This window comes from Telmatospirillum siberiense (assembly GCF_002845745.1).
Classification (GTDB): domain Bacteria; phylum Pseudomonadota; class Alphaproteobacteria; order Rhodospirillales; family Magnetospirillaceae; genus Telmatospirillum; species Telmatospirillum siberiense.
Genome location: NZ_PIUM01000061.1, coordinates 1 through 16,413, shown reverse-complemented (window position 1 = coordinate 16,413; position 16,413 = coordinate 1). Strand labels below are relative to the sequence as shown.

Annotated in this window: 7 protein-coding genes; 3 read left to right on the top strand and 4 right to left on the bottom strand. The window is 62.9% G+C overall.

All coding sequences use genetic code 11. From position 1 onward, the window contains the following. Positions 1–300: 300 nt before the first annotated feature. The 4 genes from CWS72_RS26850 to CWS72_RS26835 all read right to left on the bottom strand — a co-directional run bounded on the left by CWS72_RS26850 (position 301) and on the right by CWS72_RS26835 (position 14,614). Positions 301–6,189: a DUF3320 domain-containing protein gene (locus CWS72_RS26850; RefSeq protein ID WP_101253745.1), complete on the bottom strand. Its 5,889-nt coding sequence runs from the start codon at positions 6,187–6,189 to the stop codon at positions 301–303. Positions 6,190–6,257: 68 nt separating this feature from the next. Next, on the bottom strand, positions 6,258–6,674 hold the full coding sequence (locus CWS72_RS28870; protein WP_420824091.1) for a helix-turn-helix domain-containing protein: 417 nt from the start codon (positions 6,672–6,674) through the stop codon (positions 6,258–6,260). Between the two features lie 49 nt (positions 6,675–6,723). Further along, positions 6,724–10,500, bottom strand: a complete 3,777-nt coding sequence (locus tag CWS72_RS26840; RefSeq protein ID WP_146002904.1) for a hypothetical protein — start codon at positions 10,498–10,500, stop codon at positions 6,724–6,726. Positions 10,501–10,993: 493 nt separating this feature from the next. Then, positions 10,994–14,614, bottom strand: a complete 3,621-nt coding sequence (locus CWS72_RS26835; RefSeq protein ID WP_101253742.1) for a vitamin B12-dependent ribonucleotide reductase — start codon at positions 14,612–14,614, stop codon at positions 10,994–10,996. Between the two features lie 452 nt (positions 14,615–15,066). On the opposite strand from CWS72_RS26835, the gene CWS72_RS26830 reads away from it, so the two are divergent. From CWS72_RS26830 to CWS72_RS26820, 3 genes are all read left to right on the top strand, one after another. Next, positions 15,067–15,414, top strand: coding sequence for an NADH:ubiquinone oxidoreductase subunit NDUFA12 (locus CWS72_RS26830; RefSeq protein ID WP_101253741.1), 348 nt, complete (start codon positions 15,067–15,069; stop codon positions 15,412–15,414). A 30-nt stretch (positions 15,415–15,444) separates the two neighbouring features. Then, positions 15,445–15,933, top strand: coding sequence for an MlaD family protein (locus CWS72_RS26825; protein WP_101253740.1), 489 nt, complete (start codon positions 15,445–15,447; stop codon positions 15,931–15,933). A gap of 7 nt (positions 15,934–15,940) precedes the next feature. Then, a partial coding sequence (locus CWS72_RS26820) for an MlaD family protein (protein WP_101253739.1) occupies positions 15,941–16,413 on the top strand: 473 nt, incomplete at its 3' end.

The window sequence follows — 16,413 nt, the reverse complement described above, 5'->3', positions numbered from 1 at the left end:
AAACGCTCGCGGTCTTCGACGGAAAGCAGGATGCAGACGGTCTGAGCCATGCCGAGAGAATCGCATGATTCAGGCTGCCTGTGAATCCTCCGTTTGCGTCAATGCACTAGCCGGCAGGCATACCGGCCGTACCACGGTTGGCCCAACTCGGCCGTTAGGTGGTGAGGGCGGCGTCCCTATATGTGATGGCTGTCTGTCTTAACCGGATAGGCAAGCTACCTCCAAACAGAAGCTCACAGGCTGTGCAACAGGGTACTATACTCTCTGGTCGATAGGAAAATTTCAGACGGGGCTGAAGCGTCACAGCAACCGGGAGCAAGCGGCGTTCCATGCACGCTCCAGACGGCTGCGCGACACCGCACGGAGCCTTTGAAGGTTGAGCACACGCGCTATCGCGACCAGCGGATCTTCGGGCAGTTCTGTCTCGAAGACGTGTCGGGCGATGGCCTCAAGTTCGGGCATGCTGACGTCATCGACGGAACGCCGGATCTCGCCGGTAGCCCTGCGGAATGTTGCGCATTGGCCGGGTTCCATTCCTTCCGGCCAGAAGAAAGTGCCGACATCTTCTTTGGTCGTCCCGAAGATCCGGGTTGCCAGCTTGGCGACGTGTTCCTGAATGCGTGATCCGGTCCTTTGGAAGCCGTGGGCGCGGGCGATGCGCATCGCCAGGATTTCATCGCGGATCGGCCCTTCCGCTTCAACGACATGCCGGACCATCGCCTCGACCATGGCAGTGTACGCGGGTTCGTAGAAGGCGTCTGGGTTGACGTACGGAACTGCCTCTGTCGCGTCGGCCTCGACGTAAATGTCCGTTCCGGAAACGGCGATGACGTCGGGTTGCGGCCGATCAGCGGGAACAACGCGCGGCATCACAGGTTCCCCTTGGGATTCCATCGGCTCCACGGGCTCCGGGAACCCGAGTTCCCCTTCCGCGGCATCGTGTTCCGGTTTCGTCAATTCCTCCTTGGAGGCTTCGGCGAGGGCCATCAGGCGAACATGTATCTTCTCCGCCGCGCCGCGCGGATCGGTCCACCATTCGGTCGACCAGATGCGCAGGATCTTCCATCCCAAGCCGACCAGCACCTGTTCCCTGAGCTTGTCGCGATCGCGTGCGGTGGCCGAACGGTGGTAGGTGGCCCCGTCGCATTCGACACCGGCTAAATATCGGCCGGGGGCGTGCGGATCCACGACGCCGAGGTCGACCCGGAAGCGCGACACGCCAATCTGCGGATCGACCCGCCAGCCGCGGGCGGCCAAAACGGCTGCGACGGATTCCTCGAACGGAGATTCGAATTCCCCGACGCTGCCGTACACGGCTTCCGCCAATGCGCGTGGCCCGCGGTCGGCGAACTCGAGGAAGTGCTTAAGGTCGCGAGCGCCGATCGCCCGGGTGCGACCGAGATCCATCTGTTCCGGGCGGAATGAAGAGAACACTCGCAGCTCGTGGCGCGCGCGGGTGACTGCGACGTTGAGGCGGCGCTCCCCGCCCGGCTTGTTTATCGGCCCGAAATTCATGGACATCGCGGCACCGTCGCGGCCGGGACCGAAGGTGACGGAGAAATACATCACGTCGCGCTCATCGCCCTGTACGCTTTCGAGGTTTTTCACGAAGATTTCCTCGACGAGGTTTTCGTCGAAATGCCGCTCGATCGCCGGATTTTTGCGGCGTTCGGCGTCGAGCATGTCTTCGATAAGGCGCTGCTGTTCCGAATTGAAAGTGACGATGCCGACGCTCAGCTTGCTGGCGACGAATTTCGGATCCTTCAGTCTCGCGACGATATGGCCCACGAGGGCGCGGGCTTCCGGCACATTGGTGCGTGAGCCGCCTTTCTCGTAAACGCCTTCCGCGACATGATGGAACGAGACGGCCCGGTCCTCGGTCGTCGGGGACGGGAACGTGACCAAGCCGCCGCCGTAATAGCGGTGGTTCGAGAAGGCGATCAGGCTTTCGTGCCTGCTACGGTAATGCCAGACCAACCGCAGGCTTGGCAGGTTGGCGGCGACGCATTCGTCTAGAATGCTTTCCATGGCCGCGTCGTCGGCCGTGTCGTCGTCGGATTCGTCTTCGCCGCGCGCGAAGAAGTTCGTCGGCGGCAACTGCTTCGGATCGCCGACGACGACCACATGTTTGGCGCGGGCCATGGCGCCGATCGCATCCCAGACCGGGATTTGTGACGCCTCGTCGAAGACCACCAAATCGAAATGGGCTTCCGGCGTCAGGTATTGGGCGATAGACAACGGACTCATCAGCAGGCAGGGCGCGAGGCACGGGAAAGCCTCAGGAAGGGAGCCGATCAGTTGCCGTAACGGCATATGTCCGCGTTTGCGTTGGATCTCGCGGCGGAGGATTCCCCAGTCGGACCCCCTCGAACCGTTATCGGCATCCGGAATGGACGCGCACAGCCTAGCCCTGATCAGATCCTTCGTCATCTCCGTGAACTTGTCGTCCAGGGCCTTGAATTCGGAGATTTTATGTTCGTGTTCCGCCGGGACGAACGAGCGCAGGACATCGTCCCCGTCGACGACGGCACCTATCCACCAACGACAATAATTGACTTCCAACGCCTCGCGGATGGTTCCCGTCGGAACCGCGCCGGATTCGATACCTTCGACAAGGGGAAGCAACCCGGCCGCGGCTGCTTCGCCGCGGGCCTTCCGCCAGGCGCACCATGCCCTCAGCTTGGCTTCGCTGGCGATGATGTCCCGGCACTCCGCCAGGAGAGAGTCCGGGGTGGCGTCGGCGTCGGGCATCGCGTCGCAGTCGGCGGACTGCGCCAGGAAGTCCGACAGGGCTTCCCGGAAATCCGCTTCGGCGGCGAGATAGGTCGCGGCGGCAACGCCGACCGGCCCGACGGCCTCCAGCAGCGCGTTCGCCTCGCCCAACAGTCGGGCGGCGACGGTCCTGAGCGAGGTAAGGGATTCGATGTTGGTCGCGAGATTGGCCAACGCGGACGAAATCCGGGAATGGAAATCCACGGCCAGCGACACCTCCTGGACGGAAGTGCCCAGGCCTGCCCAAAGACCGCAGGTTTTGGCCGCGAGATCCTCCAGCGCCGATAGGCGCATCTCGACATCGCGGATGCCCCGCAACAGGGCCAAGTCTTCGGCCATCGCCGGTTTCGCCTTGGGCTTCGCCGCCGTTTCGATTCGTGACGCCAGATCCTTCCTCACTCGGGAACGCAGCCAGGCGCTGCGCGGCCACCATGTGGACCCGGCCGTGGCGAGCGTCTCCTCAAGGAAGTCGAAGTCGATCGATCGGACGGTATTCAGCGCATACGAGACGGAAAGCCGGGAGGCATGGCGGTTCCGCTCGGCGAGACCGTCCGCACCTTCGCGGAGGCGCTCGGCGATTTGGCGGGCATCCGGCCGTAAGACGAAACCCCAGTCCCTGCCGGCGGCGGCGGGCAGCGCTTCCGCCAGACCGGCGAGACCGGCCCGACCGCGCACGTCCAGGACCACTTCTGGCAGTCCCGCCGCCTTCACGAATCCGATCGCCACCGAGGACAGACGACCGCAGGCCGGGATAAGCCGACGCGCGGCGCCGGTTAGCGCCGCCTGCCAACCGGGCGACCATTCCTCGCGGCCGATGGCGGCCAGCGGATGTCCGGAAATCGTCCCCAACTCCTTGGCATCGATGTCCAACCGGTCGGCGATCTCCGCCAACTTTCCCACGGCCTCCGCGTCGTGCGCGTCAGGCGACGGCCAGGACAGGTCGAGTTCCGCCACGTCGCCACCGGCGACCACCCTTCCGATGGCATGGTACGCGGTCATGCCGTTCCGGCGAATGAGATGGAGGCGCTCCACGAAAGCGTTCAGGTCGGACCGCAGGCGCTTCAGCTTGGCGGCGCGTTCCGCCCAGATGTTCCTATCGACGTCACCCTTCGCCTCCCACGCCTGCCGAAGCTGGCCAAGGACTTCGTGTTTGTTGGCCTTGTTCGAGTGGAGTTCGAGACAGAACTCGCCGAGCTTCACGTCCTTCAACCGGCGATGCACCACGTTGAGTGCCACCGTCTTCTCGGCGACGAAAAGCACGGATCTGCCGTCTGCGAGGCATTGTGCGATCAGGTTGGCGATGGTCTGGCTCTTGCCGGTCCCCGGTGGTCCGTGCAGCACGAAATCCTTTCCACGCGCCGCCGCGACGACCGCCGCAAGCTGCGAGGAGTCCGCCGGAAGTGGGCAGAACGTGACGATAGGTTCGCACGTCTCGTCAAGCTCGCGCGGATCCGGGAACGGAATGTCGCTGGGGAACTGTTCCTGGGGGCTGTCGAGGAGATGGCGTACGACAGGATTTTCCTTCAGAAGGTCGGTCCGTTCGACCAAGTCCTTCCACATCAGGTATTTGGAGAACGAGAACGTGGAAAGAGCCACCTCCTCGACGACCTCCCATCCCTTGATATCCTTCACCGCCTCGCCGACGGCGCGCCAGATGGCCGCGACATCGGAAATGTCCCCGTCCTTCGGAAGCTCTCCCTCGACGGCGGGGATCGTCAATTCGAAGTCCTGGCGCAGCATCTCCAGCAGTGTCAGGTTGAACCGCGGCTCGTCGTCATGCGCCGAAACGCGGAATCCTGACCGGGCGCTTCGGCGTTCCAATTTGACCGGGACCAGCAGCAGCGGTGCCCGGCAAGGCTTGTCCTCCTCGCCTCGCCGCCATGACAGGAAGCCCATTGCCAAGTAAAGCGTGTTGGCGCCCCCTTCCTGCAACTCGTTTCGAGCGAACCGGAAAAGCTCCGTGAGCCTCGCCGACATCTCCTCTTCCGTGAGGCCGACGAACAGTTCGTCGCGCGCCAACGCGTCGGCTGCCATCGCCGCCTTGGCGTCTTCGTTCCAACGTCCCAAGTGGATCGAGGCATCGCGCGTGTCCGAACCTTCCATCACCTGCGGTCGCGCGAGGATTTTCAGGACCGAGCCCTGCGCGATCCTCGCAGCGATATCGTCGGGATGGGGCGCGTCGAACGTGACGCAGCGTTTCACGGACCGGAAATTCAGTAGGGCGTTCCGCAGCGAAAGGTCGAGCAGTTTGCGCTGCCAGCGTTCGAGCCTCCCCATCTCCCGGTTTTCCGCGGTTGGTTTCGCGGTGGCGACGTCCCCGAGATCGGGGGCCTCCTCGAACGCCGGTTCCGAGGCCAACACCTGTTCCACGGCCTTCCCAGGAATGGCCGGCGTCCCGGCGGCGGCCAAGGGCAGGATCCGTTGCAGCCTGGCGCGGCGAACGTCCACGGCGAAATGAAACTTCGATTCTTCAGCCTCGGACACATGCTTGGTCCCGCGTTCGGCGGCCGTCCCGAAGGTCGGGGCCGGACGTTGGGTCGCAAGAGTCGTCTCGAAAAGCACGAGTTCCCCGAGCTTGATCCGTTTGCGCAGGGCCGACGCGTCATCGACGGTCGCATCGGAAAATTGCTCGGGCACAAGCCAGCAACCGACCGCCGCATGGCCGGACATGAGGACGACGACCGGGTTCAAGTGGCATTGTTCCAGGCAGGAGGCGAAGAGCAACGCCAGGTCGAGGCAGGTCGCCACGCCGCCATCGGCGATTCTCTCCGGCGGACGTACCTTTTGGCCGTGGCTCTCGAAGCTGGCGGGAGGCAGCGAGTATTCGATGCCCAATCCGCACACCGCGCCCCAAACCGCCGAGATCAGTTCCCAGGCACGCCGACGGGTTCCTTGGCCGTAGCCTTCGAGCGCGGGGTCCTTGCCGTTGCCGCGCAGGATTTGCGCCGCCTTGCGGAGGATGCGGTCGACCGCCGGATCGTTTGGCCGAACGAAAGCCGCGAGCAGTTCCGGAACCGCACCCGCCCCGCCCCACTGGTCTCGCGCCAGAAGCCTGACGTCTGTTTCCAGGCGGCCGATCTCGGCCCCATCCCGCGATGCCACGACCGTGACGCGCGCCGTTTCGGCCTCGGTCAGTTTCGAAAGCATGCCGCCGTCCAGGGTCAGATCGAGGTCCGGCACGTGGTAGGACTGGTTAGCACCCACGCGGGCCATCCGCCAGATACGCGCCCCGATGAAAGGCGGCTCCGACGAAAGGGAGACCTCGATCTCCTCAAGGGGCCGATCCGTCTCGTTCGAGACAGAAAGTTCCATCAGGACGGGAATCGAGTTCTGGTGGAACGCATACGACACACGCGGACAGAAAGTCGCCGCGAGCGTCGCGCTTTCCATTTTCAGGATACTCTCGGCAGCATCCATCTCCCCACCCCTCCGTTTCCGCGGTAGCCAGGAAGGGTTTGTCCGGCATCGGGAAATCAGCGGAAACATTACCTCATGCCATGTCCTCCAGTAAGCCCCTTGTGCCATTTTCCCGCAACCGTCGGTCTGCACGCGGAAATTGGCCTTATACCCGCCCGGTCATGGAAACGTGGGGAAAATCGAAGCAGCGAAAATCGGCCAGCGACGACCGAGGAGCGCCAGTGCGTCCATGAGGACCTTTGGGTCATAGAGCGTGCGCGGGTTGTGGCATCGGTCCCGATACCGATCGGACGCGGCCCCGCGGCCTTGATGCCGTCGTAGGATGGCATCAAGCCGTTTCGTCTGATTTCCCGGCTGATGATGGAATGGTCCCGGTTGATCAGTAGTCCGATCTCGCGTATCCCGCAGCCGATCCGGAGGCCCAGCTCGATGGCCAGGCGATCCTTTTCCGTCAGGCCGCTACGCTCGCATTTCCCCAGTTTCATCGCCATCCTGGCGGTCGTGCTTACGGAAAAACGGCAGACCACCCAAATGCTACAGTTCGTTTAGCCCATCGAACAAATGAAGGCTAATCCGCTCCTTGAGACGTTCCCACGCGAATTGCATAGGAACTGGATTGCGGAACACGATCTGGCCTTCTGGCGCGGGCGCAACAGTGAACTTAAGTAACCGTATCAGATCGGGCAGATTGTTGCGGATCGCGTCAATGCGGTTGAGGTGTTTCAGCAAGTCATCGGGCTTACCGTTTTCCCGGACCTCGCCGTTGAAATCGGCAAGCTGTTCCGCTATCTCGCCCAGGGTCTTGCTATACTTGAGATCCTTGCACTCGATCAGCAAGACGCGACCGCTTTGCGGATTCCAGGCCAGCACATCGATGTCGCCAAGGGGTTTGAAGGCGGATCCGAGTATGGCAGACATATTGACGTCGGGGTCTGCTTGCCATCCAAGTGCTCTCAGCCTTTCGGCAACTTCCGTATTGAAGTCGGTTCCACGTTTCGCTGAAGCTTTGCCACGCCAAGACTTCATCTTCGGCTTGAGCTGCCCCTGGGGGAAGTCGCCGCGGTAATAATTGCCGATCGTGTAGACCATGCCGTCGTGCGCCAGACCAGGCGCAATCATCAGCGTCGGATCCGGTTTGTCGTCGATCTGGATGAACGGCTTACGCAGCACCGACAGTCGGCGCCGGTAGCGCCAGGGCTGACGATCCCTGTCTTCATAGCCGGCAGGAACGGTGTGCCAGTCGTCTCGTAGCGGCAAGGTGAGGGCAGCCACGAAGGCGGCGGCTATTTCGGGTGGCAAGGGTTCGTCGCCAACCTTTGGGTCCAACAAGGCACTGCGCGGAATCGTTAAGACCAACCGATTCTCTTTCATTCCGATGTTTTGAAGGAAATCGAGAAACAACCGCATCTCGTCGATTCCCACACCAAGCTCCTCCCGCAACGCCTCTTGGAACTCGACTTCAAAGGCTTCCGCCATTGCTTTGGGCGACGGGATGTCCTCGAGATGACGGGCATAAGAGCCTATCGCGTGCTTGGTACGTACATCGGCGGCGGCGCGGCCAAAGGGATCGATGACCGTATCGATGAAGTCATGATTGACCTGGATGTCGCCCAGCGGATTGATGTGGACGCGCGCCTCCATTGCATCGTGTCGAATGGCGTCGGACCATCCGCCCAGATGAACGATCTGCGACATCTTTGCCATCAGCCGCGACAAGTCGAGTTTGCCGGCCTTGCGTCCGCCATTCGGCGGACAGGCGCACTGGGCCACCTCGATCAGGATTCGCGTCGATTGAAAAACGGCGTTCAGTCGGCCTTCATGTTCGGCGATGGTGTTGAAGGCTGCCTGCTTGTCGTCATGCAGCGCCACCGCCGCCGCGGCCGTGCGGCTCCATCGATCGCGGTCGATGCATGCACGCTCATGGTTGCGGAGCAGATCCTCGATCAGGGGCGCGCGGTCGAATGTCGCCAATTCCGACAGGAGCTCCTCTTCCAGCATCCGCGTGACGGCGTTCAAGAACACGCCGCAGTCGCCCTTTCCATAGAGATCGCAGCCCTCCTTCCGGTCGCGCAGACGCCAACCTAGCCCCAGGCGCAACGCGGCAGCATCATCCTCACTGATGAGAACCACCGAATTTCCGCGATCCTCCTGAATATGGTCGCGGAACGAGCGGCCGAGGAAAACGTGGGTCTGGCGCGCATGGACGTCCGGAACGATCGCTGTCACGAGGTCCGTCCGCTCGTCGACCGTCAGCGCTGAGCCGGCCAACTCCAGAAATCCGTCGACCGCCCGTGCGACCAAGGCACGTTCGGCGATGTTTTCTACATTGAAATGCGCGGCCTCGAATGCCCAGCCCACGCGCAAGCCGACCGTACGCGCTGGTCGATCCGCGGCGATCGTGATGGCCTGCTTAGCGTCTTCGAAGCCGATGCCGGTTTTTGATTCTGGGCCGTGAGATAGATTCGCCTCGAATTCGACTCGCCAAAGGATCGCTCCCGGCGGCAAACCTGGCAGCCGCCCATCCAGAACGGCCGCTATGCGAGCGAGCCACACGGTCAACATCTGCCAGCGCGCATGGGCCATTGGAAGCGTAGCGTCGTCTGGCACGACCATCTCGCACCACCAGGACCGTCCCGACGCGATGAAGGCCGCCGGTAGCCAACCGCTCTCCAAAGGTTGCTCACCGATGTAAAGCGGCCTCGCCGCGTCCTCCTCGAACAGGCTGTCGGTCAGTTTGCGGACATGGATCCACGCCCCCGCAATGTCCAGCGCCACGTGGGCATCCCAGGTCACGGCGACTTCTTGCCGCAAGGACTTGAGGGCAGTCTGGTCGACTATGATCATAGCCTCGGCGCCCTGGGCCAGGAACCCATCCGGAATCCGCTCATGTGGGACGAGGTGACCACGCAGTTCTCGTTGCCAAGCGGCCATGTTGAGCAGGCCATTGACGTTCTGCAGATACACGCCTTGGCCGGCGATTTGGTTCTGGGCATCCAGCAACCGAAATAAGTTGAGCGGCTTAAACCCGACGGTCCAACTCAACGTTACCAAATCTGGCGCGCTCAAGAAGGCGAGCCGCCAGCGCGGATCATTGGGCCTCTGGAAGCCGGCGGCGACTCCGCGGCCGATTCCGCAGCTGACGATCAACGCGATGCCTTCTTGAAAATCAACATCCTGCTGCGCCGTCTCGGCTGCATCGGCGATGAGATGGGCGACCACGTCCTCCATGCGGCCAAGGCTGTCGTTCATGCCCGCGATGCCAGTGGTTTCGACGTCCTCCAACGTGTCCATCACGAAAACGAAGATCAGATGGCGGCCCATGTCCACTCGCGTCATCACGGCAGTGGCCATTCCTGTCGGTGTCCGTTGAAACCGGATTGGAGCGTGCATTCGACCGCCAAGCAACGGAATCTGGGCGAAAGTGGTGGCGTATTCTTCGCTCAGAGCGCCCAGGAAGGCCTCGCGCAAGCCGGCCGCCTCCATCCGCTCAAGGATGTATCGTCGGATGGCCGCGCTCACTCCCGTCGGTAAAGCCAGGCAAACGTCCTTATTCCGCCACAGCACCGGCCGGCGTTCCAGAAGCGTGTGTCCAATCTCATCACCAGCCAATGCCCCGCGTTCACGCGGTCGGAACACGAACTCGGTGAGCTGGTCCAACGAAATCCCGAGTTTGGCGATCTCCTCTTCCGTAAACGAGACGTGGGCTTGCGATTTCCGAATTGTCCCCGCAATCCGCGGCGGCAATGTCGAATGCGGCACGGCGCCACCCATCTGCCATCGGACCAATCCTGCCCGGCCACAGACCACATCCGACAGCGTGAGCAGTCCGTAAACGGCCTCGCGAATATCCTCATAGGCGGCAGTCGCGGGCATCTTTCCAAGGACATTCAAGAAGCGCTGGAGAAAGAAACCAGCTGATTCCCAGATTCCCTCGATGACGCAGAAATTCCCGCGTTCCGTCGCTATGGAGGTGACAAATACATCCTCGGCAGGATCCTCCATCCTGCCGATTGGGCCATCGTCGAGTGCCGCGAACCAACGCTCAACAGCTTTGATGTTCGGGTTACGGTTGCCATGGGCGCACAGCAGGGCGAGATGACACAGGGCTTCCAGCCGCAGGCAATTGCTTTGTAGGTCCGGGACGGTCAGCAATCCGCCGAACGTGGCGGCGAGCTTGCACGGATCATAGCCCGCCAGTTCACTCACCAAAGTTGGATACGCCGCCAACAAATTTTGGATTTCCGCCGACTGCATCCCTGCCGCCATTGCTGCCGCCATGAAGTCTTCGATGTTCGGTTCATGTTCGGTCACGTTCAACCTCCCTTTCCGGCAGTTGCGATCGTGCCACCTGACAAAAGGGATGTTCGTGAAGCGGTTGGTGTTTCGAGCGTGAAGGGTCGCGCTCCGACAAGTAGGTGGGGAACATCAGTATATACAACGTCCGATGGTACCGCCAGAACCTACGACCCCATGAAATCGCGGCCAAGGGTAGCAACATCTGTCGGTTCCGTTCATCGACGACGCCGGCGGTGATGACCACCGTCAGTACGCCACGCCGGCCGCTGCCGCAAAAACGATAGGTCGTCTCGTCGAACCGGATCTCCGTCCGCCCCGCTTCTGAGAGATGCGAAGGCTTGTTTGGATTGAATGCCGCCAACCAGCGGAATGTGGCTGGATTCAAGGAAGAACCGCCGCACCCGGGTGGGCGCGGCGGTGATGAGGCGGTCTTCAACGCCGTTTGAGGCGTTTTAACTGACGCTCAGACACTTCTTGCTGACGTTTCACAAATAATTTCCCAGCCTGCTCACGAGCATCCCGAGGTGGACCCGCAAGTGTTGCACTTCATGCAAGTGCCGTTGCGGACCAGGGTGAAGTTGCCGCATTCGCCGCAAGCATCGCCTTCGTAGCCCTTAAGGCGGGCTTCGCGGATCTGCTCGCTGCGGACGTCGAATTCGCGGACCAGCGTTTCGCTGATCGCCACCGGGACGGCCCGTTCGGCGGAGGCGGCGCCGGTACCGCCTCCGGCGGAGGCAACGGCCGCCGTCGACTGCGAGCCGCCCTTCAGCACCATCAGGTTGGAACGGACGTAACCGCGGCTGGTGAAGCGCTCGACGACGGCGCCCAGGCCGGCGTTGGGCAGGTTGCCCTCGCTATTGCCGCGTCCCAGGCTGTCGGGGGTCAGATCGGGTGGCGTCACATGCGCCAGATCGTTGCGCGACAGATAGGAAATCGCCAGTTCGCGGAAGACGTAGTCGAGAATCGAGGTCGACATCTTGATGACGCTGTTGCCCTCGACCATGCCCGAAGGCTCGAAGCGGGTGAAGGTGAAGGCCTCGACGAATTCCTCCAGCGGCACGCCATATTGCAGGCCGATCGAGATGGCGATGGCGAAGTTGTTCATCATGGCGCGGAAGGCGGCGCCTTCCTTGTGCATGTCGATGAAGATCTCGCCCAGCTTGCCGTCCTCGTATTCGCCGGTGCGCAAGTAGACCTTGTGGCCGCCGACGATGGCCTTCTGGGTGTATCCCTTGCGGCGGTCGGGCAGCTTGCGGCGCGCCGCGGCGATGATCCGCTCGACGATGCGTTCGGCGACGATCTCGGTCCGCGCCGCCGCCGCCGGTTGCGCGGCCAGCTCGTCGGCCAGCTCGCCGTCGTCGTCCAGCAGCGAGGCCTGCAGGGGCTGGGACAGCTTGGAGCCGTCGCGGTAAAGCGCGTTGGCCTTCAGGCCCAGGCGCCAGGAGGCCAGATAGGCCTCCTTGCATTCCTCGACGGTCGCCGAGTTGGGCATGTTGATGGTCTTGGAGATGGCGCCCGAGATGAAGGGCTGCGCCGCCGCCATCATCTTGATGTGGCTGGTCACCGACAGGAAGCGCTTGCCCAGCTTGCCGCAGGGGCTGGCGCAATCGAAGATCGGCAGATGCAGGGCCTTCAGGAAGGGCGCGCCCTCCAGGGTCATGGCGCCGGCGACGAAGGTGTTGGCGGCGTCGATCTCGGCCCGGGGAAAGCCTATGGCGGCCAGCAGGTCGAAGCCGACGTCGTCGAGCCGCGCCGCCGGGATCTTCAGCACGTCGGTGCAGAAGGATTCGCCCAGGGTATATTTATTGAAGGCGAACTTGATGTCGAAGGCATTGGCCACGGCGGCCTCGACCTTCTCCAGCGTCGCCGCGTCGAAGCCCTTGGCGGCCAGACTGGCGTGGTTGATCGAGGGCGCGCCCTTCAGCGTGCCGTGACCCACCGCGTAGCGGATGATCTCCTCAATGTCCTTGGCGCCGTAGCCCAGGGTTTCCAGCGCCTGCGGGACCATCCGGTTGATGATCTTGAAATAGCCGCCGCCGGCCAGCTTCTTGAACTTCACCAGGGCGAAGTCGGGTTCGATGCCGGTGGTGTCGCAATCCATGACCAGGCCGATGGTGCCCGTCGGCGCGATCACCGAGACCTGAGCATTGCGGAAGCCGAATTCCTCGCCCAGGCGAAGCGCCTCGTCCCAGGCGGCGCGGGCGGCGATCACCAGCGATTCGTCGGGGCAATTGGCGGCGTCGAGCGGCACCGGCGGAATCGACAGTTCCTCATATTCCGAGGTCAGGCCGTAGGCCGCGCGGCGATGGTTGCGGATCACCCGGCGCATGGCCTCGGCGTTCTCGGGGAAGCCGGGGAAGGCCCCCAGTTCGCGGGCCATCTCGCCCGAGGTGGCGTAAGAGGCGCCGGTCATCAGCGCGGTGATGGCGGCGCAATAGGCGCGGCCGGCGTCGCTGTCATAGGCCAGGCCGGAGGCCATCAGAAGCCCGCCGATATTGGCGAAGCCCAGGCCCAGCGTGCGGAAGCGGTAGGACAGCTCGGCGATCTTCTCGGCCGGGAACTGGGCCATCAGCACCGAGATCTCGAGGACCACGGTCCACAGCCGGACGGCGTGCTGGAACCCCTCGACGTCGAAGCCGTCATCGGCCTGGCGGAAGGCGATCAGGTTGAGCGAGGCCAGATTGCACGCCGTGTCGTCGAGGAACATGTATTCCGAGCAGGGGTTCGAGGCGTTGATACGCCCCGATTCCGGGCAGGTGTGCCATTCGTTGATGGTGGTGTCGAACTGCAGCCCCGGATCGGCGCAGCTCCACGCCGCCTCGGCGATCTGTTCCCACAGGTCGCGGGCCTTGATGGTCTTGGCCACCTTGCCGTCGATGCGGCGGATCAACTCCCAATCGCCGTCGTCCAGCACCTTTTGCAGGAAGGCGTTGGTGATGCGCACCGAATTGTTGGAGTTCTGGCCCGATACCGTCAGATAGGCCTCGGAATCCCAATCGGTGTTGAAGACCGGGAACTTGACCTCGGTATAGCCCTGGCGGGCGAAGGTGATGACCCGCTGGACGTAATTTTCCGGGATCATCGCCTTGCGGGCGGCGATGATCGCCTTCTTGAGCTGCTTGTTGACCTTGGGATTCCAGCGGTCGTCGCTGTCGGCGGCGCCGTCCCAGGCGCGGCAGGCGGCCATCACCGCGCTCAGCGTCTGATCGGCCAGCTTGGAGCCGGCGACCAGGGCGGCCACCTTCTGCTCCTCCATGACTTTCCAGCCGATGAAGCTTTCGATGTCGGGATGGTCGACGTCGACGACCACCATCTTGGCGGCGCGGCGCGTGGTGCCGCCCGACTTGATGGCGCCGGCCGCGCGATCGCCGATCTTCAGGAAGCTCATCAGGCCCGAGGAACGCCCGCCGCCGGACAGCCTCTCGCCATCGCCGCGCAACGCCGAGAAATTGGAGCCCGTGCCGGAACCGTATTTGAACAGGCGCGCCTCGCGGACCCACAGGTCCATGATGCCGCCCTCATTGACCAGGTCGTCGCTCACCGACTGGATGAAGCAGGCGTGCGGCTGGGGGTGTTCGTAGGCGCTGGCCGACTTGGTGAGCTGTCCGGTGCGGTAATCGACGTAATGATGGCCCTGGCTGGGGCCGTCGATGCCATAGGCCCAATGCAGGCCCGTGTTGAACCACTGCGGGCTGTTTGGGGCTCCCATCTGCTGGCACAACATATAGCGCATCTCGTCATAGAAGGTCTGGGCGTCCTCCTCTCCGTCGAAATAGCCGCCCTTCCAGCCCCAATAGGTCCAGGTTCCGGCCATGCGGTCGAACACCTGGCGGGCGGAGGTCTCGCCGCTGGTCTTGGTGTCGGCCTCGGCGGGCTGCTTGCGCCACAGCCACTCCGGCACGTCCTCCTCGGGGACGGGCGTCAGCGCCACCGGCACGCCGGCGCGGCGGAAATACTTCTGCGCGAGAACGTCGCAGGCTACCTGGGACCAGCTTTCCGGCACATCGATATCGCTTTGAGAGAAAACCACGGAGCCATCGGGATTGCGGATTTCGCTCTTTGTGGTGCGAAATCCGATTCCGTCGTAGGCGTCGCGGCCCGGCGACGTGAAATGCCGTTCAATACGCATGAGATCCTCACCCCTGGTTTGCATTTGGAACCGGCCGACTCGCCCGGCGTTGCGCCTTGCCTGTAAAAGCAGGGTACACCAGATCTTGTGGTCTAATGCCGATGGAGGCTCAGGGTATGCCAAGCCTGGGGGGCGATCAACGGTATTTTGGGTCTTTTCGGGGCGTCGACACATCATATTGTGCTTGCAAAACGCAAACGTCAGACGGGCTGCGGCTTTGGCCGGCATGGAGGGGGATATGCGGATCGTGATAAATCCGTGACTTAATCTAATGTTAAAATTCTCGAGGGGGAAAACAACGTCCGCTATATATGGTGTCCTGCCGGGAGGGCTCCATCAACCGGACCGAAGGGGGGATCGTTCCGCCGTCGCGGTTGACCTCTGGACGGGCGGGTCGGCATTTGCCATAGTCGCTCCGGCAAATCCGCCTGTCGGCGTGCAAGGGAGTCGAGATGACGATCGGGACAATCCTGTTCACTTGGGCCAAAGGCAAACTGGTCGGAACGGATTCTCAGGGAAACCGGTATTATAACGAGCGCTGGGCCCGCAACGGGTATCGGCAGCGCCGCTGGGTCGTCTATAAAGGCCCCGTCGATGCTTCCCGGGTTCCGCCGGAATGGCATGCATGGCTGCATTACACCGTGGATCAGCCGCTGGCGTCGGCTCCCGAAAAGCCCTGGCTCAAGGAGCATCGGCCCAACCTGACCGGAACGCCGGGGGCCTATCTGCCCCCCGGCCATGACCGGCGGGGCGGCCACCGTCCGGCCGCCACCGGCGATTACGAGGCGTGGCAACCCTAAAACAACGAACGGCAGCCCCGGAGAACAGTTTTGAATAGTCGCGACAGGGAAACCCTGATCGGCGCGGGAGTCGTCCTGGCGGGGGCCTTGATCCTGGCCGTCTCCTACGGGGGCGCCGGGCGGGCCTCGTTGCCGGGTTACGATCTGGTGGCGCATTTCAACAAGGCCGACGGCATCGGCCTGGGCAGCGATGTTCGCCTGTCCGGGGTGAGCGTCGGCAAGGTGGCCGGCCAGGCGCTGGACGATCGTTTCCGCGCCATCATCACCATGCGCATGGCGCCGGATGTGCCGGTGCCGGCCGACAGCGCCGCGCTGATCCAGACCGACGGTCTCCTCGGCGCCAAATATATCGCCATCCAGCCCGGCGCCGACGAGGTCAATCTCAAGGCCGGGGAAGAGATGCGCTACAGCCAGGATTCCATGAATCTCCAGGATCTCCTGGAACTCATCATCGCCCAGGCCCAAGCCAAGCGCGCCGGGGCGAACAAGACAGGAGGGGCGGCAGCAAAGCCGCAGTGAACCCCACATGGGCAGGAATCTCATCGAGACCATCATGGGGGCCGTGGTCCTTCTGGTCGCCGGCTTCTTTCTGGTCTTCGCCTATTCGCAGGCCGACCTGGGGGCGGTGAAGGGCTATACCGTCAAAGCCTCCTTCCTCAGTGTCGGCGGATTGCAGAACGGCGGCGAGGTCCGGATCAACGGCATCAAGGTCGGTTCGGTGATCGATCAGGCCATCGATCCGGCTTCCTTCAGCGCGGTGGTGCGCATGTCCATCCGTCCGGACATCCACCTGCCGGCGGATACGATGGCGGTCATCGCCAGCGACGGCCTTCTGGGCGGCAAGTTCGTTCAGTTGGCGCCGGGCCGCAGCAGCCAGGTCATCCCGGCCGACGGGATCATCGCCAACACCAAGAACTTCAAATCGCTGGAGGAAATGGTGGGCGAGATCATCTTCCTGGCCACCGACACCGGCGGTTCGAAGCAGGGCGGCGGCGGGGG

Excerpts from the sequence above, each read along its gene's own strand:
- CWS72_RS26830 (WP_101253741.1), top strand. The coding sequence starts at position 15,067 with ATGACGATCGGGACAATCCTGTTCACTTGGGCCAAAGGCAAACTGGTC.
- CWS72_RS26835 (WP_101253742.1), bottom strand. The coding sequence starts at position 14,614 with ATGCGTATTGAACGGCATTTCACGTCGCCGGGCCGCGACGCCTACGAC.
- CWS72_RS28870 (WP_420824091.1), bottom strand. The coding sequence starts at position 6,674 with ATGAAACTGGGGAAATGCGAGCGTAGCGGCCTGACGGAAAAGGATCGC.
- CWS72_RS26850 (WP_101253745.1), bottom strand. The coding sequence starts at position 6,189 with ATGGATGCTGCCGAGAGTATCCTGAAAATGGAAAGCGCGACGCTCGCG.